Source organism: Pseudomonas sp. IT-P395 (assembly GCF_949767675.1).
Lineage (GTDB): Bacteria > Pseudomonadota > Gammaproteobacteria > Pseudomonadales > Pseudomonadaceae > Aquipseudomonas.
On sequence record NZ_CATKPW010000013.1, the window covers coordinates 37,354 to 59,135 of the forward strand.

Below are 21,782 nucleotides of genomic sequence, written 5' to 3' on the forward strand. Positions count from 1 at the left end.
TCATCCAGGCCGGTTTGATGCCGTATGAATAAACAGAACATTTGCCTGGGAGGAGCGGCTTATTAAACCGCTTTTCGCCAAAGGCCCTTCGTTGGGTGTGCGCCTGTTGGTGCTGGCCGTGCTGTCGGTCGCGCTGATGGTGGTCGATGCCCGCTTCGACTTGCTCAAGCCCGCGCGCAAACAAGCGTCGCTGGTGTTGATGGACGCCTACTGGATTACCGACCTGCCCGGACGGCTCTGGGAAGGGATTGCCAGTCAATTCGGCAGTCGCACCGAACTGGTCGCCGAAAACGAAAAACTCAAGACCGAAAACCTGCTGTATCAGGGTCGCATGCAGAAGCTTGCCGCCCTTACCGAGCAGAACGTTCGGCTGCGCGAGTTGCTCAATTCCTCTGCGCTGGTCAATGAAAAGGTCGAAGTGGCCGAGTTGATCGGCATGGACCCCAACCCTTTCACTCATCGCATCATCATCAATAAAGGTGAGCGTGATGGCGTGGTGCTGGGGCAGCCGGTGCTCGATGCGCGCGGTCTGATGGGGCAAGTGGTCGAGTTGATGCCTTACACCTCCCGTGTATTGTTGTTGACCGACACCACTCACAGCATTCCTGTGCAGGTGAACCGCAACGGTCTGCGGGCGATTGCCAGTGGCACCGGCAACCCGGAGCGTCTGGAGTTGCGTCACGTCGCTGACACGGCCGATATCAAAGAGGGCGATCTGCTGGTCAGCTCCGGCCTTGGCCAGCGCTTCCCGGCCGGTTACCCGGTCGCCACGGTGAAGGAAGTGATCCACGATTCCGGCCAGCCGTTCGCGATTGTCCGCGCCGTGCCGACTGCCGCACTCAACCGCAGCCGTTACCTGTTGTTGGTATTCAGCGACAACCGCACCGCCGAAGAGCGCGCCAACGATGCCGCGCAAGCGCAGGAAAATCTTGATGCCTTTGGCGGTGGTCCGATTATTCCGGCCACTGTGCCGAAGTCCGTGACTGTGCCTGCGGCGGCTGCTCCGACGCCCGCAACACCTGCCGCACCGACCGCTGCAGCCAGCGCCACACCGGCCAAACCCGCTGCCAGTAAACCGCCTGCGCCTGCTAAACCACCGGCAGCTACGCCGGCGGCAACCAAACCTCCAGCTGCCCAGCCTGCTGCGCGACCTGCGGTCAAACCGCCTGTCAGTGCACCGGCGACAACCGGGAGACAAGAATAATGGTCGGGGCTACCGCATCGCGAAACGGCTGGATTGTCTGGCTGACGTTTCTCATCGGCATGTTGCTCAGTGTCTCGCCGTTGCCGCAATTCATGGAAATTCTGCGTCCGCTGTGGCTGGCGCTGCTCCTGACATTCTGGGCACTGTACATGCCGCAAACGGTCGGCATGGTCACAGCGTTTTGCCTCGGACTGGCTGAAGATGTGCTCTACGGCACGCTGCTTGGGCAGAACGCATTGATCCTGACACTGATCACCTTCCTCGTGCTCTCATTGCAACAACGCCTGCGAATGTTCCCGATGTGGCAGCAATGCCTGGTAATTCTGGTGATTTTCGGCCTCGCGCAACTGGTGCAATTGTGGCTCAGCGCGTTGACCGGTAATCGTCAGCCGACCCTGGCGCTGGTACTTCCGGCGCTGGTCAGTGCCTTGCTCTGGCCTTGGGTCAGCTTTGCCCTACGCGGATTGCGCCGACGCTACAAAATCAATTGAGCCGGTGAAGCAGGGCACTGAACAGGGAGATGTTTTGATGAAGCCGCTTTACCTCGCCTCCGGATCGCCGCGTCGCCGTGAATTGCTCACGCAGATCGGCGTTCCGTTTTCCGCCATCAGTGCGGATATCGACGAAACCCCATTACCCGAAGAATCGCCGTCGGCCTATGTCGAGCGCTTGGCGCGCGGCAAGGCCGAGGCCGGGCGCCGTAGCGTCGTGTCTGCTCAGCCATTCTGCGTGCTGGGGGCCGACACCGCCGTGGTGCTGAACGGCAAAATTCTTGGCAAACCGGTGGACGAAGCCGACGCATGCGCCATGCTGATGATGTTGTCCGGTAAGGAGCATGAAGTGCTGACCGCCATCGCTGTGCTGGAAGACGAGCGCTGCGAGTCGCGGGTGGTGCGCAGTCTGGTGCGGTTTCGCCCGATCAGCAGTGAAGAAGCCGCCGCCTATTGGGCCAGTGGCGAGCCACGGGACAAGGCCGGCGGTTATGGCATTCAGGGGCTCGGCGCGGTGTTTGTCGCCGGCCTCAATGGCAGTTACTCGGCTGTGGTCGGGTTGCCTGTTTGCGAAACCGCAGAACTGTTAGGCCATTTCGGCATACCCTGTTGGCAAAACCTGAACGCGCAATGAGCGTCGTACGAATCCAGATGCGGCCATTATCGTGAACATGCCTGAACGAGATCCTGCCATGAGTGAAGAGATTCTGATCAACATCACGCCGATGGAATCGCGCGTGGCGGTGGTCGAAAACGGTGTGCTGCAAGAAGTCCACGTTGAGCGCACGCAAAAACGCGGGATCGTCGGCAACATCTATAAAGGCAAGATTGTTCGGGTATTGCCGGGCATGCAGGCCGCATTCGTCGACATCGGTCTGGATCGCGCGGCGTTCATTCACGCTGCCGAAATCTCCCTGCGCGAAGGCCCTGCGGTGGAAAGCATCAGCGCGCTGGTGCACGAGGGCCAAAGTCTTGTGGTGCAGGTCACCAAGGACCCGATTGGCTCCAAAGGCGCGCGCTTGACCACACAACTGTCGATCCCGTCGCGCTATCTGGTGTACATGCCGCGTACTGCCCACGTCGGCATTTCCCTGAAAATCGAAGACGAAGCCGAGCGTGAGCGCCTCAAACAGGTGGTCAGCGATTGCGTAGCCAAAGAAGGCATCAAAGAGGCGGGCGGTTTCATTCTGCGCACCGCCGCAGAAGGTGCTGGCGCCGACGAAATACTCATGGACATCCGATATCTGCGTCGCCTGTGGGATCAGATCAACGAGCAGATCAAAACCATCGCCGCACCGAGCGTAATTTACGAAGACCTCGGTCTGGCGTTGCGTACCCTGCGTGATCTGGTCAACCCGAAAATCGAGAAGATTCGCATCGACTCCCGGGAAACTTTCCAGAAAACCACGCAGTTCGTTGCCGAATTGATGCCGGAAATCGCCGATCGTCTGGAACATTACCCGGGTGAACGGCCGATTTTCGACCTTTACGGCGTCGAAGACGAAATCCAGAAAGCCCTCGAACGCAAGGTGCCGCTGAAATCCGGCGGCTATCTGGTGGTGGATCCGGCAGAAGCCATGACCACCATCGATGTAAACACTGGCGCTTTCGTCGGTCATCGCAACCTCGAAGAAACCATCTTCAAGACCAATCTCGAAGCGGCCACCGCCATTGCCCGGCAAATGCGCCTGCGCAATCTGGGCGGGATCATCATCATCGACTTCATCGACATGGAAGATGAAGAACACCAGCGCCAGGTGCTGCGCACGTTGGAAAAACAGCTGGAGCGTGACCACGCCAAGACCAACATCATCGGCATCACCGAGTTGGGTCTGGTGCAGATGACCCGCAAGCGCACCCGCGAAAGTCTCGAGCAAGTGCTATGCGAGCCGTGCAGCAGTTGTCAGGGGCGCGGCAAACTGAAAACCGCGGAAACCATCTGTTACGAGATTTTCCGCGAGATCCTCCGTGAAGCGCGGGCCTATCAGGCCGAGGGTTATCGGGTGCTGGCGAACCAGAAAGTGGTCGATCGCCTGCTTGACGAAGAATCCGGTAACGTCGCTGAACTTGAAGGGTTTATCGGGCGCACCATACGCTTCCAGGTGGAAACCATGTATTCCCAGGAACAATATGACGTGGTGTTGCTCTGATCCCCTGCGTCACGTTTATTCCACCGCGGCTGGCCTCAGCTTTTCGCAGTATTTTTGCCATGGGAGCCATCTGACATGGAGCGTCTGACACGCATTCTGGCCGCACTCACCCGCTGGGGGCTGGGCCTGTGCGCGTTGGTTCTGGTGTTGATGGCGTTGTACGTCAGTCTTGGCCGTGAGCTGACCCCGCTGGTGGCCGAATATCGCGCCGACATCGAGGACAAGGCCAGCGCCGCCCTTGGCATGCCGTTGCAGATTGGTGAACTGGAAGGGAACTGGAGCGGTTTTGCGCCGATCCTGCTGGCTCATGACGTGATGGTCGGGGCCGGTACCAATGCATTGCGTCTTGATCACGTGCGGGTAGTGCCGGATTTGTGGGCCAGTCTGTTGGCTCGCGAGGTGCGCATTGCCCACCTGGAACTCAATGGTCTGAAGATCAGCCTGAAAGAGGCCGAAGACGGCAGTTGGGCACTGGAAGGCTTGCCGGTGCAGAACGATCAGCCGCTCGATCCGCAGCAGTTGTTCAATCGCTCGCAGATGATTCAACAACTGTCGGTGCTCGACAGTCAGGTGACCTTGCAGCCGCTGGATCACGCGCCGCTGACGCTCACCTATGTCGGCCTCAATCTGAAAACCGGCGCTAGCCGCCAACGGCTCGATGCCCGTCTGACCCTGCCGGACGGCCAGCCCGTTGCGCTGAGCCTGCGTACGCGAATTCGTCCTGATCAATGGCAGGACAGTGTGGTGGAGGGTTACGCCAGCCTGCCGCAGAGCGATTGGTCGAAGTGGCTGCCGGAGCGTCTGACCCAACAATGGAATTTTTCCGAGATCAAGGCCGGCGGTGAGCTCTGGGTCAATTGGGCCAAGGGCACGCTGCAAAGTGCAGCGCTCCGTTTGAACGCGCCGCAACTGACCGGCGCCTATGCCGATCGCAAGCCGATCCAGATCAATAATCTGGCGCTGAATGCCTACTACGAGAACAGTGCCGAGGGCGCGACTCTCACCCTCGATTCGCTGGCGATGAATTTCGCTGAAAAACGTTGGGAGTCGCATGTACAGCTGAAGCAGACGCGCGCGACCGACAAGGTGGACGAGCTCTGGCACTTGCAGGCGGATCGTCTCGATCTGACCCCGATCACGCCACTGCTGAATGCGTTGGGGCCGTTACCACAAGGTTTCGCCACGGCCGTTGATCATTTGAAAGTCACCGGTGGTCTGCGCAATGTGTTGCTGGATTTTCGCCCCAACGCTACCGACGGCAACAAATTCAGTTTCGCCACCAACCTGGATAACGTCGGTTTCGACGCCTATCACGGCGCGCCGGCGGCACGAAATGTCAGCGGCAGCCTCAGCGGCAACCTCGACGGTGGCGAACTGCGCATGGACAGCAAGGATTTTGTCCTGCACCTCGACCCGATTTTCGCCAAGCCATGGCAGTACCTTCAGGCCAACGCCCGTCTGACCTGGAAACTCGATAAAGACGGTTTCACCCTGATCGCTCCGTACCTGAAGGTGCTCGGCGAAGAGGGCAAGATTGCCGGCGACTTCCTGATTCGCCTGCATTTCGACCATAGCCAGGAAGACTACATGGACCTGCGGGTCGGTCTGGTCGAGGGCGATGGTCGCTACACGGCCAAATACCTGCCCGAAGTCTTGAGCCCGGCGCTCGACGAGTGGCTGCGTACAGCAATCCTCAAAGGTGCAGTCGACCAGGGTTTCTTCCAATATCAGGGCTCGCTGAGCAAGAATGCCGGTGAGGCCGACCGCAGCATCAGTCTGTTCTTCAAAGTGCATGACGCTGAACTGGCCTTCCAGCCGGGCTGGCCGCACGTGAGCAAGGTCAGTGGTGACGTGTTCATCGAAGACAGTGGCGTGCGGATCTGGGCTGACAAGGGGCAGTTGCTCGACACTCAGGTCAGCGATGTGTTCGTCAATATCCCGCATGTGCCGGCTGGACAACACACGCACATGTATCTCGATGGCGGCTTTGCCGGCGGCCTCGGTGATGGACTGAAAATTCTTCAGGACGCACCGATCGGCACAGGTGAAACCTTTGCCGGTTGGGAAGGGGCCGGGGATCTGCAAGGCAAGCTCAAGCTCGATATCCCGCTGGACAAGGGTGGCGACCAGCCGAAAATCCTCGTCGACTTCAAAACCGCCAATGGGCGCCTGAAGCTGGCTGAGCCGAAGCTGGAGCTGACTCAGCTCAAGGGCGATTTCCGCTTTGACAGCGCCAAAGGGCTGAGCGGGCAGAACATCGCCGCGCGCGCATTCGACAAACCGGTGACTGCGCAGATCTTCGCCGATGGCAGTCCCGGCAAGCTCAAGACTCGGGTGGCGGCATCCGGGCAGGTCGAAGTGAAGAAACTCACCGACTGGTTGGGTGTCACGCAGCCATTGCCAGTGTCGGGGGTGATTCCGTATCAACTGCAGTTGAATCTGGATGGCGCCGACAGTCAGTTGATGGTCAGCTCCAATCTCAAAGGCGTTGCCGTGGATCTGCCGGCACCGTTCGGCATGACGGCGGATGTCGGGCGCGATACCGTGTTCCGCATGACATTGCAGGGGCAGGAACGGCGTTATTGGGTCAATTACGACCAATTGGCCAACTTCACCTTTGCGGCACCGCCGACCAATTTCGCCGAGGGCCGTGGCGAGCTGTTCCTCGGTGCCGGCGAAGCAGTGCTGCCGGGCGCCAAGGGATTGCGGATTCGCGGTGTGCTCTCGGAACTGGACGTCGCACCGTGGCAGGACCTGGTCAACAAATATGCCGGGCAGGATCCGGGCGGCAGCGCCAAGCAATTACTCAACAGTGCTGATTTCAAGGTCGGCAAGCTCACCGCATTCGGGACCACGCTGGATCAGGCGTCGGTACAGCTCAACCGCAAGCCGGGCGCGTGGAATCTGGCGCTCGACAGCCAGCAGGCGAAAGGCTCGGCCAGTCTGCCGGACGCCAAGGGCGTGCCGATCGCGGTCAATCTGCAATACGTGAAACTGCCGGCGCCGGACCCGACGGTGCAGGCTGACGAGAATTCGCCGGACCCTTTGGTCTCTGTCGATCCGACGAAGATTCCGGCACTGGATATCACCATCAATCAACTGTTCCTCGGCCCGGATCTGGTCGGCGGCTGGTCGCTCAAGGTGCGTCCGACCGCCAAAGGCATCGCCCTGAACAACCTCGACATGGGTCTAAAAGGCATCCTGTTGCAGGGCAATGGTGGCTGGGAAGGTGCGCCGGGTGCGACCAACAGTTGGTTCAAAGGTCGCATTGGTGGCAAGAACCTCGCCGACGTCCTCAAGGGCTGGGGCTTTGCCCCGAGCGTAACCAGCGAAGAATTCCACATGGACGTCGATGGCCGTTGGCCGGGCTCGCCGGCGTGGCTGGCGACCAAGCGTTTCTCCGGCACACTCGATGCGTCGCTGAACAAAGGCCAGTTCGTTGAAGTGGAGGGCGGCGCGCAGGCGTTGCGGGTGTTCGGCCTGCTCAACTTCAACTCTATCGGCCGGCGTTTGCGTCTGGATTTCTCTGATCTGTTCGGCAAAGGCTTGAGCTACGACCGGGTCAAAGGTTTGCTGGTGGCAAACAACGGTGTGTATGTCACCCGCGAGCCGATTCGCCTGACCGGTCCTTCCAGCAACCTTGAGCTGGACGGTACGCTGGATCTGGTCGGCGACAAGGTTGACGCCAAGTTGCTGGTGACCTTGCCGGTGACCAACAACCTGCCGATTGCTGCGCTGATCGTTGGCGCACCAGCGGTTGGCGGTGCATTGTTCCTTATCGACAAGTTGATCGGTGATCGCGTGGCGCGCTTCGCCAGTGTGAAGTACACCGTCAAAGGCCCTTGGAAAGAGCCGAAAATCACCTTCGACAAGCCTTTTTAACTAGCAGACACTACGCCTTGGTAGGAGCTGCCGAAGGCTGCGATCTTTTGTTTTAAGAGTCAGATCAAAAGATCGCAGCCTGCGGCAGCTCCTACAGATTTATGTGCAGATTCCGAGGAGCGGCCATGTCTTTAGCGGTAATTCAAATGGTCAGCCAAAGCGACGTGCTGGCCAATCTGGCTCAGGCCCGACGCCTGCTCGAACAGGCTGCTGCTGGCGGCGCGAAGCTGGCGGTGCTGCCGGAAAACTTCGCCGCCATGGGCCGTCGCGACATCGCTGACATCGGCCGCGCCGAAGCATTGGGCGAAGGACCGATCCTGCCATGGTTGAAACAGACCGCCCGCGACCTCAAGTTATGGATAGTGGCCGGCACCTTGCCGTTGCCGCCGGTGGATCAACCGACGGCCAAGGCCAATGCCTGCTCGCTGCTGGTCGATGATCAGGGTGAAATCGTTGCACGCTATGACAAGTTGCATCTGTTCGACGTCGATGTGGCGGACAATCGCGGCCGTTACCGCGAATCCGATGACTATGCTTATGGCAGTGGCGTGGTGGTTGCCGACACGCCGGTAGGCCGACTTGGTCTGACCGTGTGTTACGACTTGCGCTTTCCCGAGCTTTACAGCGAGTTGCGCGCCGCCGGTGCCGAGTTGATTACCGCACCGTCGGCCTTTACTGCGGTAACCGGAGCAGCGCATTGGGATGTGCTGATTCGCGCCCGGGCCATCGAGACCCAGTGTTATGTGCTGGCCGCAGCGCAGGGCGGGAGCCATCCAGGACCGCGAGAAACCTTCGGTCATGCGGCGATTATCGATCCGTGGGGGCGCGTGCTGGCGAGTCAGGATCAAGGCGAAGCGGTGTTGTTGGCCGAACGCGACAGTATTGAACAAGCGTCCATCAGGGCGCGAATGCCGGTGGTGAGCCATCGGCGGTTTTTCTCGCAGGGCGCACAGCGGCCTGCTTCAGAACACGAATTTAAGGCGTAAACCTATGAGCGAGTTGTTGTCCTCAGTCAGTGATCACCTGTTGGCGCCCGGTGGCGTGACGATCGAGAGCCTGCAAGGCGTGCTCGGTGATCTGGCCGGTCCTGGTATCGATGCGGCCGACCTGTATTTCCAGGGCCAGATCTCCGAGTCGTGGGCGCTGGAAGACGGCATCGTCAAGGAAGGCAGCTTCAACCTAGACCAGGGTGTGGGCGTGCGTGCGCAGTCCGGTGAGAAAACCGGTTTTGCCTACAGCAACGCGATCACCCTCGAAGCGCTCGGCGCAGCGGCCCGTGCCGCGCGTTCGATCTCCCGGGCCGGGCAGAACGGCACGGTGCAGGCGTTCACCACGCAGGATGTCGCACAGTTATACGCGCCGGATAACCCGTTGGAAGTGCTGACTCGTGCCGAGAAAGTCGAGCTGCTCAAGCGCATCGATGTGGCTACCCGTGCCCTCGACCCGCGTATCCAGCAAGTCAGCGTCAGCATGGCCGGTGTCTGGGAACGCATTCTGGTGGCATCCACCGACGGCGGCCTGGCGGCGGATGTGCGGCCACTGGTGCGTTTCAACGTCAGCGTCATCGTTGAACAGAATGGTCGTCGCGAGCGCGGCGGGCATGGCGGCGGCGGGCGTACCGACTATCGTTATTTCCTCGCCGAAGACCGCGCCATGGGCTATGCCCGTGAAGCGCTGCGCCAGGCGCTGGTAAATCTGGAAGCGATTCCGGCGCCGGCCGGTACGTTGCCGGTTGTGTTGGGTTCGGGCTGGTCTGGCGTGCTGCTGCACGAAGCGGTCGGCCACGGTCTGGAGGGTGACTTCAACCGCAAGGGCAGCTCGGCGTACAGCGGTCGCATGGGTGAAATGGTTGCCTCGAAGCTTTGCACCATCGTCGATGACGGCACCTTGAGCGGCCGTCGCGGTTCGCTGAGCGTCGACGACGAAGGCACGCCGACCGAGTGCACCACGCTGATCGAAAATGGCGTACTGAAAGGCTACATGCAGGACAAACTCAATGCGCGCCTGATGGGCGTTGCTCGCACCGGTAACGGTCGTCGGGAGTCCTATGCGCATCTGCCGATGCCGCGCATGACCAACACGTACATGCTCGGCGGCGAAAGCGATCCGGCAGAAATCATCGCCTCTGTGAAGAAGGGCATCTACTGCGCCAACCTTGGCGGTGGTCAGGTCGACATCACCAGCGGCAAGTTCGTGTTCTCCACCAGCGAGGCGTACCTGATCGAAGACGGCAAGATCACCGCGCCAGTCAAAGGCGCGACGTTGATCGGCAACGGCCCCGAGGCGATGAGCCGGGTGTCGATGGTCGGTAACGATCTGGCGCTGGACAGCGGTGTGGGCACGTGCGGCAAGGACGGGCAATCGGTGCCGGTAGGTGTGGGTCAGCCGACGCTGAAAATCGATGCGATCACCGTGGGTGGCACGGGCGCATAAGAAGAGGTGGAGCTTCGGGTGGCGCGCAGGGCGGCCACCCGGTGGCGAATATCAACGCAGGCCGCGTTGAGTCTCGTCCAGCTCACGGATGTACTTGAAGATCTTGCGGCTGGAAGCAGGAGGTTTGTTTTGCGCAACCTCATGCTGAGCCTGACGGATCAGGGAACGCAGTTGCTGGCGATCGGCGTCCGGGTACTCGACGACGAATTTCTCCAGCACGGCATCGTCGCCTGCAATCAGGCGATCACGCCAGCGTTCCAGGTTATGGAAACGCTCGTTGTACTGACGAGTCGAGGCATCGAGTTGATCGAGCAAGGTCAGAATCGCGTCAGTGTCCTGATCGCGCATCAGTTTGCCGATGAACTGCAAGTGCCGTTTACGCGCGATGTTCGCGGTGTGCTTGGGCGCATCGGCCAGAGCCCGGCGCATAGCGTCGGTCAGCGGCAGTTTTGCGATCAAGTCTGGCTTGAGTGTTGTCAGGCGCTCGCCGAGGTCAACCAGAGCATGCAGCTCGCGTTTGACCTGAGATTTGCTTTTTTCTCCCGTATCGAGGGAGTCGTCGTAAGAATCAACCATGGTGGCAGTCCGCAAAGAAACGCCGCCATGATAACCAGTCGGGGGCCGCTTGTCCGGCCCGGTCGCTCGATGACCCCAGCCGAAAGCAGAATTTGAGTGGAGATGAGCATGAGTGCAGTTGAAAGCGTCGGCCCGCAGGCATTGCCGGCACTGCAAGAACAAGTCGAGCAGATCATCGCCGAAGCCAAGCGTCAGGGCGCCAGTGCCTGTGAAGTAGCGGTGTCGCTGGAGCAGGGCCTGTCGACGTCGGTGCGCCAGCGCGAAGTCGAAACCGTTGAATTCAACCGCGATCAGGGCTTTGGCATCACGCTGTACGTGGGCCAGCGCAAAGGCTCGGCCAGCACCTCGGCAACCGGCCCGGATGCGATTCGCGAGACCGTCGCAGCGGCACTGGCCATCGCCAAACACACCTCCGAAGACGAAGCCTCGGGTCTCGCCGATGCGGCGTTGATGGCCAAGGAGCAGCACGATTTCGATTTGTTCCACGAATGGGACATCACTCCGGAGCAGGCCATCGAGAAGGCCCTGCTCTGTGAAGCAGCGGCCTTCGACGCCGATGCGCGGATCAAGAACGCAGACGGCACTACCCTGAGCACCCATCAGGGCTGCCGCGTTTACGGCAACAGCCACGGCTTTATCGGCGGTTATGCGTCGACCCGACACAGCCTGAGCTGCGTGATGATCGCTGAGGCCGACGGCCAGATGCAGCGTGATTACTGGTACGACGTGAACCGTCAGGGCAGTCTTCTGGCCGATCCGGTGAGCATCGGCCAGCGTGCCGCGCAACGGGCGGCGAGCCGCTTGGGCGCGCGCCCGGTACCGACGTGCGAGGTGCCGGTGCTGTTTTCCGCAGAGCTGGCGGGCGGTTTGTTCGGCAGTTTCCTCTCGGCGGTGTCGGGCGGCAGTCTGTATCGCAAGTCGTCGTTCCTTGAAGGCACCCTGGGGCAGAAGTTGTTTCCGGAGTGGCTGACCATCGACGAGCGTCCGCACCTGATGCGCGCAATGGGCAGTGCTTCGTACGACGGTGATGGTCTGGCGACGTATGCCAAACCGTTCGTCGAAAAGGGCGAGTTGGTGTCGTACATCCTCGGCACGTACTCCGGGCGCAAACTCGGCATGCCAAGCACGGCGAACGCTGGTGGGGTGCATAACCTGTTCGTTACCCATGGTGATGAAGACCAGGCGGCGCTGCTGAAGCGTATGGGGCGTGGCTTGTTGGTTACTGAATTGATGGGCCATGGCCTGAACATGGTCACCGGCGACTATTCGCGCGGGGCGGCAGGCTTCTGGGTTGAAAACGGCGAAATCCAGTTCGCCGTGCAGGAGGTGACGATCGCCGGCAACATGCGCGACATGTTCAAGCAGATCGTTGCGGTGGGTAATGACCTGGAACTGCGTAGCAACATCCGCACCGGCTCTGTGTTGATCGAGCGGATGACGGTGGCGGGCAGCTAAACCTCATTCGTCAGAACTAAAAAGGCGCGCCACCCCATCGGGTGGCGCGCCTTTTTTATTGGCTCCACACAAAAATTTGTGGGAGCGAGCCTGCTCGCGAAAGCGATTTAACAGCCGACCGCAGCGGTGACTGACGGGACGCCTTCGCGAGCAGGCTCGCTCCCACAATAAACTCTGCGTAAATCGGAGCTCTTGTTTTGGTTCTCATTATCATCTAATAATAAATCTCATTATCGGATGAGCCCCGGATCATGAGTTCTGCCTTGCACGAGCAGCCGTATCTCGAAAGCTGGCGCTGGATGAGTCGCCAGATCCGTTGCGCTATGGATCCTGACGAGCCGCGCGTGATCGAACATTACTTGGCCGAAGGCCGGTATCTGGCCTGTTGTACGGCCACTTCTCCCTGGACCATCGCTGAAACCTCCTTCCGCCTTCTGCTCGACACGGCCACCGACATCGCCTTGCCGTGGCACTGGCGTAGCCTCTGTCTCGATCAAGCCTGGCGCCCATTGCGTGAAATGGAACGCCTGTCCCTGTGCAAATGCCGGCTCAAACGTTGGCAACGCTATACCTGGCAGCTCGCCACTTGCGAACTGCTTCCCTCGATTCCTCTTATTGAACTGGTGCAAGGATTTTCAGATGACCAAGACACGTATTGAGCGCGACAGCATGGGCGAACTGCAGGTGCCGGTGGACGCTCTCTACGGCGCGCAAACCCAGCGCGCAGTGGATAACTTCCCGATCAGCGGCAAACCGATGCCGACGCAATTCATTCGCGCACTGATCCTCGCCAAAGCCGCCGCCGCGCGCGCCAACGTCGAACTCAACCAGATCACTGCCGCTCAGGGCAAAGCCATCAGCGACGCCGCGCAAGGCCTGCTCGAAGGCGATTTCATGCAGCATTTCCCGGTGGATATCTTCCAGACCGGTTCCGGCACCAGTTCCAACATGAACGCCAATGAAGTGATTGCCACTCTCGCCAGTCGCCTGCTCGATGAGCCGGTGAATGCCAATGATCACGTCAACTGCGGCCAGAGCAGCAACGACATCATCCCGACCACCATCCACGTCAGCGCCGCGCTGGCCCTGCACGAACAATTGCTGCCGGCGCTGCTGCACTTGGTGCAAGTGATCGAGCGCAAAGCCGGGCAAGTGCATCATCACGTCAAAACCGGCCGCACGCATTTGATGGACGCCATGCCGGTGCGCATGAGCCAGGTGCTCAACGGCTGGGCGCAGCAAATCAAAGCCAACATCGCTCACCTGCAGGATTTGCTGCCAAGCCTGCAATCCCTGGCGCAGGGTGGCACGGCGGTCGGCACCGGGATCAACGCACATCCTGAGTTCGCCGCGCGTTTCAGTCGTCAGCTCAGCCAACTGACCGACGTGCAATTCACCCCGGGCAAGGATCTGTTCGCGCTGATTGGCTCGCAGGACACCGCCGTCGCCGTCTCCGGTCAGCTAAAAGCCACCGCTGTGTCGTTGATGAAAATCGCCAACGACCTGCGCTGGATGAATTCCGGCCCGCTCGCCGGCCTCGGCGAAATCGAACTGGAAGCCCTGCAACCGGGCTCGTCGATCATGCCGGGCAAGGTCAATCCGGTGATCCCGGAAGCCACCGCCATGGTCGCCGCGCAAGTCATCGGTAACGATTCGGTGATCACTGTCGCCGGCCAGTCGGGCAATTTCGAACTCAACGTGATGCTGCCGATCATCGCGCAAAACCTGTTGAGCAGCATCGAACTGCTGGCCAACTCCAGCCGTCTGCTCGGCGACAAGGCCATTGCCAGCTTCAAGGTCAACGAGTCGCGCCTGAAAGAGGCGCTATCACGCAACCCGATTCTGGTCACCGCGCTCAACCCGATTATCGGTTACCAGAAAGCCGCCGAGATCGCCAAGCAGGCCTACAAGGAAGGCCGCGCGGTGATCGACGTCGCACTGGAACACACCGACCTGTCGCGCAGCCAACTGGAACAGTTGCTCAACCCCGAGAAACTCACCGCCGGCGGCGTGTAAACCCTGCAACCGCTTTGGAGGAGGCTCACCATGGAGCACTGGAAACGCACGATCGAACGGGCCAATCGCTGCTTCATGCTGGGCGAATTGATCGACGCCCGTGAGGCTTATCTGCAAGCCCTGGCCCTGGCGCAAGTGTTGTTCGAACGCTGGGCCGATGCCGACGAAGCGGTGGCGGCCTGCGTCATCTCCCATCACAACCTGGCGGATCTGCACTTGCGCCTGAACCAGCCGGAGGAGAGTGCCGAATACCTCTGCGCCATCCACCAACGGCTGTTGCAGACCATGCAGGACGAACGTCAGCGCCTTGCATTACGTGAAGCGGCGCTGCGCCAGAGCAGCAAGACCTACGTCGAGCTGCTGAATTTCATCAGTGAACACGGCGAATACCCGCGCACCCAGCGCCTGCTGCACCCGGATACCGGCAATGCGCGCCGCGCGCCTGTCCCACATCACCATGGAGTCCATTGAAATGGCTTTTACCTTGCCTGCCTTGCCTTACGCCTACGACGCCCTCGAACCGCATATCGATGCGCAGACCATGGAGATTCACTACACCAAGCATCACCAGACCTACATCAACAACCTCAACGCCGCAGTAGAAGGCACTGAATACGCTGAGTGGCCGGTAGAAAAACTGGTCGCCAGCGTTAAGGATCTGCCGGAAAAACTCCGTGCGGCCGTGATCAATCAGGGCGGCGGTCACGCCAACCACTCGCTGTTCTGGGAAGTGATGGTGCCGAGCGGCGGCGGTAAACCGGATGGCGCGCTGGCCAAGGCGATTGATGAGCAACTGGGTGGTCTCGACAGCTTCAAGGAAGCCTTCACCAAAGCCGCACTGACCCGATTCGGCAGCGGCTGGGCCTGGCTCAGTGTGACGCCCGAGAAAAAGCTGATCGTGGAGAGCAGCGGCAATCAGGACAGTCCGCTGATGAACGGCAACACGCCGATTCTCGGTCTCGACGTGTGGGAGCACGCCTATTACCTGCGTTATCAGAACCGTCGTCCGGAATACATCAGCGCGTTCTACAACGTGATCAATTGGCCTGAAGTTGCTGCGCGCTATCACGCCGCACTGGTTTAAGTCTTTTATAAAAACAATCCAAGGCTGACTATGGGCACTGAAACACTGGCGATCGGAAGTGGGCGTATGTTTCGCTACGCAGTGGGCTCGCTATTGCTGTTGGCGGGCATGACCTTGCTGGTTGCCCACGGACTGGAATGGCTGAATCTGGAACCGAGACTGTCACGGGCGCTTCAGGGCGGCGCGATCTGCGCCCTCGGCACGGCGCTTGGCGCTGTTCCGGTGCTGGTGATTCGGCGCATGCCGCAGGCACTCAGTGACACCTTGCTGGGATTTGGCGCGGGGGTGATGCTGGCGGCGACGGCGTTTTCGCTGATCGTGCCGGGCATTGCCGCCGCCGAAAATCTGGGTCTGACACCTTGGTCATCCAGCGGCCTGATTTGCTTCGGCATCATGCTCGGTGCATTCGGTCTGTATTTGGTTGATCGTCAGTTATCCGGAGCTTCGCCGGAAATGTTGGTCGGCACACCTGAGCATCCGGTAATTGCGCCGCGTATCTGGCTGTTCGTGTTCGCCATCATTGCCCATAACATACCGGAAGGTATGGCCGTCGGCGTTTCCGCCGGCGGCGGCATGCCGGATGCGGACAGTCTGGCCATGGGCATCGCTTTGCAGGATGTACCGGAAGGTCTGGTGATTGCCTTGGTGCTGGCCGGGGCGGGGATGTCGCGGGTCAAGGCGTTTCTGATCGGCGCGGCGTCTGGTCTGGTTGAACCGGTGTTTGCACTGTTGTGTGCCTGGCTGGTCAGTCTGGCGCAGGTGTTGTTGCCGTTAGGTCTGGCGCTCGCGGCAGGGGCGATGTTGCTGGTAGTGACTCACGAAGTGATTCCCGAGTCGCGACGCAATGGTCATGACAAGCTGGCCAGTCTTGGTTTGCTGATCGGGTTTTGTCTGATGATGGTGATGGATACGGCGTTGGGTTGAAGCAGAGCAAAAGATCGCAGGCTGCGATCTTTTGACTTTGGCTGTCAGCCGCCTTCGTCGAAGTAGTTGTTGATCAACGCCACCAGCGCATCCAGGGCTTCCTGTTCCTGATGCCCTTCAGTACTCAGATAGATTTTGGTGCCCTTGCCAGCCGCCAGCATCATCATCGCCATGATGCTTTTGCCATCAATCGTGGTCTCTGGTGTACGACCCACTCTGATCGTGCAATCCGGATACTGCCCGGCCACTCCAACAAACTTGGCCGATGCGCGGGCATGCAGGCCCAGCTTGTTGATGATTTCGATTTCCAGAGCAGGCATCGCGGTGTGAATCCTTTAAGTGAGGTCGCGGTGGCGAACCTGGACGTTCTTCAGGGTTTTCTGCAGGGCCTGACCCAGGCGTTCGGTCAGGTAGACGGAGCGGTGATGCCCGCCGGTGCAGCCAATGGCAATGGTGACGTAGGCGCGGTTGCTCGCAGCGAAGCGCGGCAGCCACTTGTGCAGGTAAGTGAAAATGTCCTGGAACATTTCTTCGACCTCTGGCTGCGCCGCGAGGTACTCAGCCACCGGCGCATCGAGACCTGATTGCGCGCGCAGTTCCGGCTTCCAGTACGGATTGGGCAGGCAGCGCACATCGAATACCAGATCCGCGTCGACCGGCATGCCGCGCTTGAAGCCGAAGGACTCGACCAGAAATGCGGTCCCCGGCTCCGGCTGGTTCAGCAGGCGCAGCTTGATGCTGTCGCGCAGCTGATACAGGTTCAGATTGGTGGTGTTGATCTTCAGGTCCGCGAGGTCGGCAATCGGGCCGAGCAGGGCGGTTTCATCCTGGATCGCCTCGGCCAGCGAGCGGTTGGCGTTGCTCAGTGGATGGCGACGGCGAGTCTCGGAGAAACGCTTGAGCAGGGTTTCTTCGTCGGCGTCCAGATACAGAACGTCGCACTGGATGTGCTTTCCCCGGACATCTTCAAGCAGCTCCGGAAAGCGCGTCAGGTGGCTCGGCAGGTTGCGCGCATCGATGGACACGGCCACCAGCGGTTGCGCCAGCTCAGTGTGAATCAGCGCGCGTTCGGCCAGTTCCGGCAGCAAGCCTGCAGGAAGGTTGTCGATGCAGTAATAGCCGTTGTCCTCAAGGACATCCAGAGCCGTACTTTTACCCGAGCCGGAACGGCCGCTGACGATGATCAAGCGCATGATTAATGCCCGTTCTGCTCGTCCAGGACAACCTGATACAAGGCTTCGTTGCTCGCGGCGCTGCGCAGTTTATCGCGCACGTCCTTGCGGTCGAGCATGCTGGCGATCTGACGCAGCAACTCCAGGTGCGCATCGGTGGCGGCTTCCGGGACCAGCAGTACGAACAGCAGGTCAACCGGAGCGCCATCAATGGCGTCGAAATCGATTGGCGTATCAAGGTGCATCAAGGCGCTGATAGGCGACTGGCAACCCTTGAGACGGCAGTGAGGAATGGCGATGCCGTTACCAAAACCGGTGGAGCCGAGTTTTTCACGGGCAATCAACGCCTCGAAGACATCTTGCATCTCCAGATCCGGCACTTCGCGGGCGATCAGGTTGGCAATTTGTTCGAGGGCTTTCTTTTTACTGCCGCCCGGCACGTTCACGAGGGAACGGCCGGGGGTCAGGATGGTTTCAAGTCGGATCATGGATTAGGGATGTTAACGACCGGTAGCGCCCTGAAGGAGGCTCTGGGTCTTTTCCTTATGCTTTTTGAGTTGGCGATCCAGCTTGTCGGTCAGTGAGTCGATCGCAGCATACATATCAGTATCTTCTGCGTTAGCGACCACTTCGCTGCCGGGTATATGCAAGGTGGCTTCAATTTTCTGCTTCAGCTTTTCGACGCACATCGTGACTTGCACGTTGGTGATCTTGTCGAAATGTCGCTCCAGTCGTTGGAGTTTTTCCTCGATGTAGGAACGCAGAGGTTGGGTCACTTCCAGTTGGTGTCCACTGATGTTGACTTGCATACAGCTTCTCCTTCGTTGCCAGTGCATAAAGCGGCAGGCCGAAAAGCCTGCCACTGGAACGCTGTAACGTGGCTTACATCAACCGCTTGCGTTCGCTCGAAGGCGCGATCCCGAGGGATTCGCGGTACTTGGCGACGGTGCGGCGAGCCACCTGAATGCCTTGTGCCTCCAGTAAACCAGCGATCTTGCTGTCACTCAACGGCTTTTTCTGATTTTCCGCTGCAACCAGTTTTTTGATGATCGCGCGGATCGCTGTGGACGAGCATTCGCCGCCTTCGGAGGTGCTGACGTGGCTGGAGAAAAAGTATTTCAACTCATAAATACCGCGCGGGGTATGCATGAATTTCTGTGTGGTCACCCGTGAAATCGTTGATTCGTGCATGCCGACCGCTTCGGCGATGTCATGCAGGACCAGCGGCTTCATGGCTTCGTCGCCGTACTCCAGAAAACCGCGCTGATGCTCGACGATCTGGGTGGCAACTTTCATCAGGGTTTCGTTGCGGCTCTGCAGGCTCTTGATGAACCAGCGGGCTTCCTGCAACTGATTGCGCATGAAGGTGTTGTCGGCGCTGGTGTCGGCGCGACGCACGAAACCGGCGTACTGGGCATTGACGCGCAGGCGTGGCACCGACTCCTGATTGAGCTCGACCAGCCAGCGCTCGTTGTCCTTGCGCACGATAACGTCAGGGACAACATATTCGGCTTCAGTCGACTCGATTTGCGAGCCTGGGCGCGGATTCAGGCTCTGCACCAGTTCGATGACCTGACGCAGTTCGTCTTCCTTGAGCTTCATGCGACGCATCAACTGGCTGTAGTCGCGGCCGCCGAGCAGGTCGATGTAATCGCTGACCAGACGCTTGGCTTCAGCCAGCCAAGGCGTCTTGGCTGGCAGCTGGCGCAATTGCAGCAGCAGGCATTCGCCGAGGTTGCGGGCGCCGATGCCGGCTGGTTCAAATTGTTGAATGCGGTGCAGGACGGCTTCGATTTCGTCCAGTTCGATGTCCAGTTCCGGATCGAACGCCTCGAGGATCTCTTCGAGGGTTTCATCCAGGTAGCCCTGATTGTTGATGCAATCGATCAGGGTGACGGCGATCAGGCGATCGGTGTCGGACATCGGTGCAAGGTTCAGTTGCCACAGCAGATGGCTTTGCAGGCTCTCGCCGACGGAGGTGCGTGTGGTGAAGTCCCACTCGTCATCGTCGCTGCTCGGCAGGCTGCTGGCACTGGTCTGGTAGACGTCTTCCCAGGCGGTGTCGACCGGAAGCTCGTTGGGGATGCGCTCGTTCCATTCGCCCTCCTCGAGGTTGTCCACCGTCGGGGCAGTTTCCTGATAGGACGGTTCCTGGATTTCGGTGGCGGGCTTCTGTTCGGCGTTGTCGGCCATGGGGTCGGAATTGTCGAAGTCGTCGCCTTCTTCCTGGCGTTCGAGCATCGGATTGGATTCCAGAGCCTCCTGGATTTCCTGTTGCAGATCCAGGGTCGACAATTGGAGCAGACGGATGGCCTGTTGCAGCTGCGGTGTCATCGTCAGCTGCTGGCCCATTCTCAAGACTAGCGATGGTTTCATGGCAGGGGCTTAACACCTTATTCGCCGGCGCTATGCGCCATCCACTACAGGGCGCCGAAGCGCCAAACTTAAGCAAATTATATGCCTGAAACTGAAGTGTTTGCCTAGAGCGCTGTAACAATTAAAGCGTATTAAATCCTGCTTGAATCGATACAGCGCCCGGGCGGCGCACCGGGCACTGTTGCGCTTACAGGCGGAACTCGTGGCCCAGATACACTTCCTTGACCAGATCGTTGGCCAGGATGGTTTCTGCATCGCCCTCGGCAATCAACTGACCGTCGTTGACGATGTAAGCGGTTTCGCAGATGTCCAGCGTCTCACGGACGTTGTGGTCGGTGATCAGTACACCAATGCCCTTGGCCTTGAGGTGGTGGATGATCTGCTTGATGTCGCCGACCGAAATCGGGTCGACACCGGCGAACGGTTCGTCGAGCAGGATGAATTTCGGTGCCGTTGCCAGCGCGCGAGCGATTTCCACACGGCGGCGTTCACCACCGGACAGGCTCATGCCGAGGTTGTCGCGGATGTGACTGATGTGGAATTCCTGCAGCAGGCTTTCCAGCTCTTTGCGACGGCCGGCCTTGTCGAGCTCCTGGCGGGTCTCGAGGATGGCCATGATGTTGTCGGCCACCGACAGTTTGCGGAAGATCGACGCTTCTTGCGGCAGATAGCCGATACCGGCCTTGGCACGACCGTGCATCGGCTGGTGGCTGACGTCCAGATCATCGATCAGCACGCGACCCTGATCGGCCTGTACCAGGCCGACGATCATGTAGAAGCAGGTCGTCTTGCCGGCGCCGTTCGGGCCGAGCAGGCCGACGATCTGGCCGCTGTCGATCGACAGGCTGACATCACGCACGACCTGGCGGCTTTTATAGGCCTTGGCCAGGTGCTGAGCTTTCAGAGTTGCCATTACTGGGTTTTCTCGTCGGTTTTCTTCTTCGGCTGGATCACCATGTCGATGCGCGGACGCGCCTCGGTAACCTTGCTGCCGGTAGCGCGACCGGCGCTGGCCAGTTTCTTCACGGTGTCATAGACGATTTTCTCGCCTTGCGTCGTGTTGTTGTCCTTGTCGACAACCTTGGCCTTGTCGATCAGTACAACGCGGTTTTGCGCGGCGTGGTACTGGATCGTTACGCCCCAGCCCTGTACAGGCTTGGCATCACCTTGAGTCTGCAACTGTTCGAAGTAGGCGAGGTTGCCCACCGACGTCACGACATCGATATCGCCAGCCGGCGTACGGGTGATGGTCACCGTGTTGCCTTTAACGATCATCGAGCCTTGGGTGATGATCACATCACCTTTGTAGGTGGCGATGCCGTTCTTGTCATCCAGTTGGGCGTCGTCGGCCTGAATGCGGATAGGTTGCTGCTGATCGTTCGGCAGAGCCCAGGCGCTCACGCTTCCCAGTGCTGCGCCCAGACTGAGCAAAATAGGGAGGGTTTTAACGAGCCTCATACTGTCCTCTTACGTTCGATTGCAGGTGTATCCTGCTTTCCTTCAGGTACGCTTTCATTCCGACGCCAGTCGATACACCGCCAGCACCCTCGATTCTAACGGGTTGCTCGGTCTGCGCATATTCTTGCTGCGGGAACACGGTCATGCGGGTGCTGGTGATCAGAGTGCCGCGTTTTTTCTCATCGGTGCGCTGTACGCGTACCGAATCGATCAGTTCAACTTCGGTACCGCCCGAGTTCACTTCGCCGCGTTCGCTGGTCACGTGCCAAGGGAAGTCGGTGCCGCGATACATGTTCAGGTCCGGCTTTGTGACCAGGGTGACATCGGTAGCCTTGACGTGCTCGGCCTTGTCGGAGGTCATTTCATACTGCACTTTGCCGTCCGGCAGGTATTGCAGGGTGTGCGTGTTGGTTGCATACCAGTCGATAGGCGTTTCGACCGACGTCACCGGTGGCTTGTCGAGGAAGCGTTCCGGACTGATGTTCCAGTAGCCCACCGCGGCAAATATCGCCGCGATACAGCCGAACAGCAGGAAGTTGCGAAATTTTTTGCTAAACATGG

At 59.6% G+C, this 21,782-nt stretch carries 22 protein-coding genes; 13 read left to right on the top strand and 9 right to left on the bottom strand.

Annotated features, from left to right (window positions below):
* The first annotated feature begins 61 nt into the window (after positions 1-61).
* The 7 genes from mreC (at position 62) to tldD (ending at position 10,160) form a co-directional block, all read left to right on the top strand.
* Positions 62-1,204 carry a rod shape-determining protein MreC gene (gene mreC / locus ACM6IN_RS12565; RefSeq protein ID WP_081498748.1) on the top strand — a complete coding sequence of 381 codons (1,143 nt, stop codon included), beginning with the start codon at positions 62-64 and terminating at the stop codon, positions 1,202-1,204.
* Positions 1,204-1,695, top strand: a complete 492-nt coding sequence (gene mreD / locus ACM6IN_RS12570; RefSeq protein WP_077571118.1) for a rod shape-determining protein MreD — start codon at positions 1,204-1,206, stop codon at positions 1,693-1,695. Before mreC ends, mreD begins: the two co-directional genes overlap by 1 nt.
* A 37-nt stretch (positions 1,696-1,732) precedes the next feature.
* The gene (locus ACM6IN_RS12575) at positions 1,733-2,329 is read left to right on the top strand and encodes a Maf family protein (protein WP_007915365.1); all 597 of its coding nucleotides are present in this window, start codon (positions 1,733-1,735) and stop codon (positions 2,327-2,329) included.
* Between the two features lie 58 nt (positions 2,330-2,387).
* Positions 2,388-3,845, top strand: a complete 1,458-nt coding sequence (rng, locus tag ACM6IN_RS12580; RefSeq protein ID WP_007915369.1) for a ribonuclease G — start codon at positions 2,388-2,390, stop codon at positions 3,843-3,845.
* A gap of 75 nt (positions 3,846-3,920) precedes the next feature.
* Entirely contained in the window at positions 3,921-7,727 is a 3,807-nt protein-coding gene (locus ACM6IN_RS12585) for a YhdP family protein (RefSeq protein WP_414916139.1), read from the top strand.
* A gap of 125 nt (positions 7,728-7,852) precedes the next feature.
* The gene (locus ACM6IN_RS12590; protein WP_414894717.1) at positions 7,853-8,713 is read left to right on the top strand and encodes a carbon-nitrogen hydrolase family protein; all 861 of its coding nucleotides are present in this window, start codon (positions 7,853-7,855) and stop codon (positions 8,711-8,713) included.
* A 4-nt stretch (positions 8,714-8,717) separates the two neighbouring features.
* Entirely contained in the window at positions 8,718-10,160 is a 1,443-nt protein-coding gene (gene tldD, locus ACM6IN_RS12595) for a metalloprotease TldD (RefSeq protein WP_007915374.1), read from the top strand.
* 51 nt (positions 10,161-10,211) lie between these two features.
* Here the strand turns inward: tldD and yjgA are convergent, their stop codons facing one another.
* Complete coding sequence (gene yjgA, locus ACM6IN_RS12600; protein ID WP_007915377.1) at positions 10,212-10,736, bottom strand: ribosome biogenesis factor YjgA; 525 nt, start codon at positions 10,734-10,736, stop codon at positions 10,212-10,214.
* A gap of 108 nt (positions 10,737-10,844) precedes the next feature.
* Between yjgA and pmbA the strand changes: the two genes are divergently transcribed.
* The 6 genes from pmbA to ACM6IN_RS12630 all read left to right on the top strand — a co-directional run bounded on the left by pmbA (position 10,845) and on the right by ACM6IN_RS12630 (position 16,215).
* Positions 10,845-12,191 carry a metalloprotease PmbA gene (gene pmbA, locus ACM6IN_RS12605; RefSeq protein WP_095112677.1) on the top strand — a complete coding sequence of 449 codons (1,347 nt, stop codon included), beginning with the start codon at positions 10,845-10,847 and terminating at the stop codon, positions 12,189-12,191.
* A gap of 251 nt (positions 12,192-12,442) precedes the next feature.
* Positions 12,443-12,850, top strand: coding sequence for a hypothetical protein (locus ACM6IN_RS12610; RefSeq protein WP_007912436.1), 408 nt, complete (start codon positions 12,443-12,445; stop codon positions 12,848-12,850).
* Positions 12,831-14,207 (top strand): class II fumarate hydratase, encoded by a 1,377-nt coding sequence (locus ACM6IN_RS12615; RefSeq protein ID WP_414916140.1) that lies wholly within the window; start codon positions 12,831-12,833, stop codon positions 14,205-14,207. Before ACM6IN_RS12610 ends, ACM6IN_RS12615 begins: the two co-directional genes overlap by 20 nt.
* Positions 14,208-14,237: 30 nt before the next feature.
* Positions 14,238-14,678 carry a hypothetical protein gene (locus ACM6IN_RS12620; RefSeq protein WP_007912432.1) on the top strand — a complete coding sequence of 147 codons (441 nt, stop codon included), beginning with the start codon at positions 14,238-14,240 and terminating at the stop codon, positions 14,676-14,678.
* 1 nt (position 14,679) lies between these two features.
* A complete protein-coding gene (locus ACM6IN_RS12625; protein ID WP_042704935.1) occupies positions 14,680-15,291 on the top strand; it encodes a superoxide dismutase in 612 nt (203 codons plus the stop codon).
* 30 nt (positions 15,292-15,321) lie between these two features.
* On the top strand, positions 15,322-16,215 hold the full coding sequence (locus ACM6IN_RS12630) for a ZIP family metal transporter (RefSeq protein ID WP_414916141.1): 894 nt from the start codon (positions 15,322-15,324) through the stop codon (positions 16,213-16,215).
* 44 nt (positions 16,216-16,259) lie between these two features.
* Here the strand turns inward: ACM6IN_RS12630 and ACM6IN_RS12635 are convergent, their stop codons facing one another.
* From ACM6IN_RS12635 to lptC, 8 genes are all read right to left on the bottom strand, one after another.
* The gene (locus tag ACM6IN_RS12635) at positions 16,260-16,535 is read right to left on the bottom strand and encodes an HPr family phosphocarrier protein (RefSeq protein ID WP_007912428.1); all 276 of its coding nucleotides are present in this window, start codon (positions 16,533-16,535) and stop codon (positions 16,260-16,262) included.
* 15 nt (positions 16,536-16,550) lie between these two features.
* Complete coding sequence (rapZ, locus tag ACM6IN_RS12640; protein ID WP_007912427.1) at positions 16,551-17,408, bottom strand: RNase adapter RapZ; 858 nt, start codon at positions 17,406-17,408, stop codon at positions 16,551-16,553.
* Between the two features lie 2 nt (positions 17,409-17,410).
* Positions 17,411-17,875, bottom strand: a complete 465-nt coding sequence (gene ptsN, locus ACM6IN_RS12645) for a PTS IIA-like nitrogen regulatory protein PtsN (protein ID WP_007912426.1) — start codon at positions 17,873-17,875, stop codon at positions 17,411-17,413.
* A gap of 12 nt (positions 17,876-17,887) precedes the next feature.
* Positions 17,888-18,196, bottom strand: a complete 309-nt coding sequence (gene hpf / locus ACM6IN_RS12650) for a ribosome hibernation-promoting factor, HPF/YfiA family (protein WP_007912419.1) — start codon at positions 18,194-18,196, stop codon at positions 17,888-17,890.
* Between the two features lie 73 nt (positions 18,197-18,269).
* Positions 18,270-19,763, bottom strand: coding sequence for an RNA polymerase factor sigma-54 (locus ACM6IN_RS12655; RefSeq protein WP_042704934.1), 1,494 nt, complete (start codon positions 19,761-19,763; stop codon positions 18,270-18,272).
* Positions 19,764-19,950: 187 nt separating this feature from the next.
* Positions 19,951-20,676, bottom strand: coding sequence for an LPS export ABC transporter ATP-binding protein (gene lptB, locus ACM6IN_RS12660; RefSeq protein ID WP_008085069.1), 726 nt, complete (start codon positions 20,674-20,676; stop codon positions 19,951-19,953).
* Positions 20,676-21,221 (bottom strand): lipopolysaccharide transport periplasmic protein LptA, encoded by a 546-nt coding sequence (gene lptA, locus ACM6IN_RS12665; protein WP_007912414.1) that lies wholly within the window; start codon positions 21,219-21,221, stop codon positions 20,676-20,678. Before lptA ends, lptB begins: the two co-directional genes overlap by 1 nt.
* Positions 21,208-21,780 carry an LPS export ABC transporter periplasmic protein LptC gene (gene lptC, locus ACM6IN_RS12670; RefSeq protein ID WP_007912413.1) on the bottom strand — a complete coding sequence of 191 codons (573 nt, stop codon included), beginning with the start codon at positions 21,778-21,780 and terminating at the stop codon, positions 21,208-21,210. Before lptC ends, lptA begins: the two co-directional genes overlap by 14 nt.
* Between the last annotated feature and the right edge of the window lie 2 nt (positions 21,781-21,782).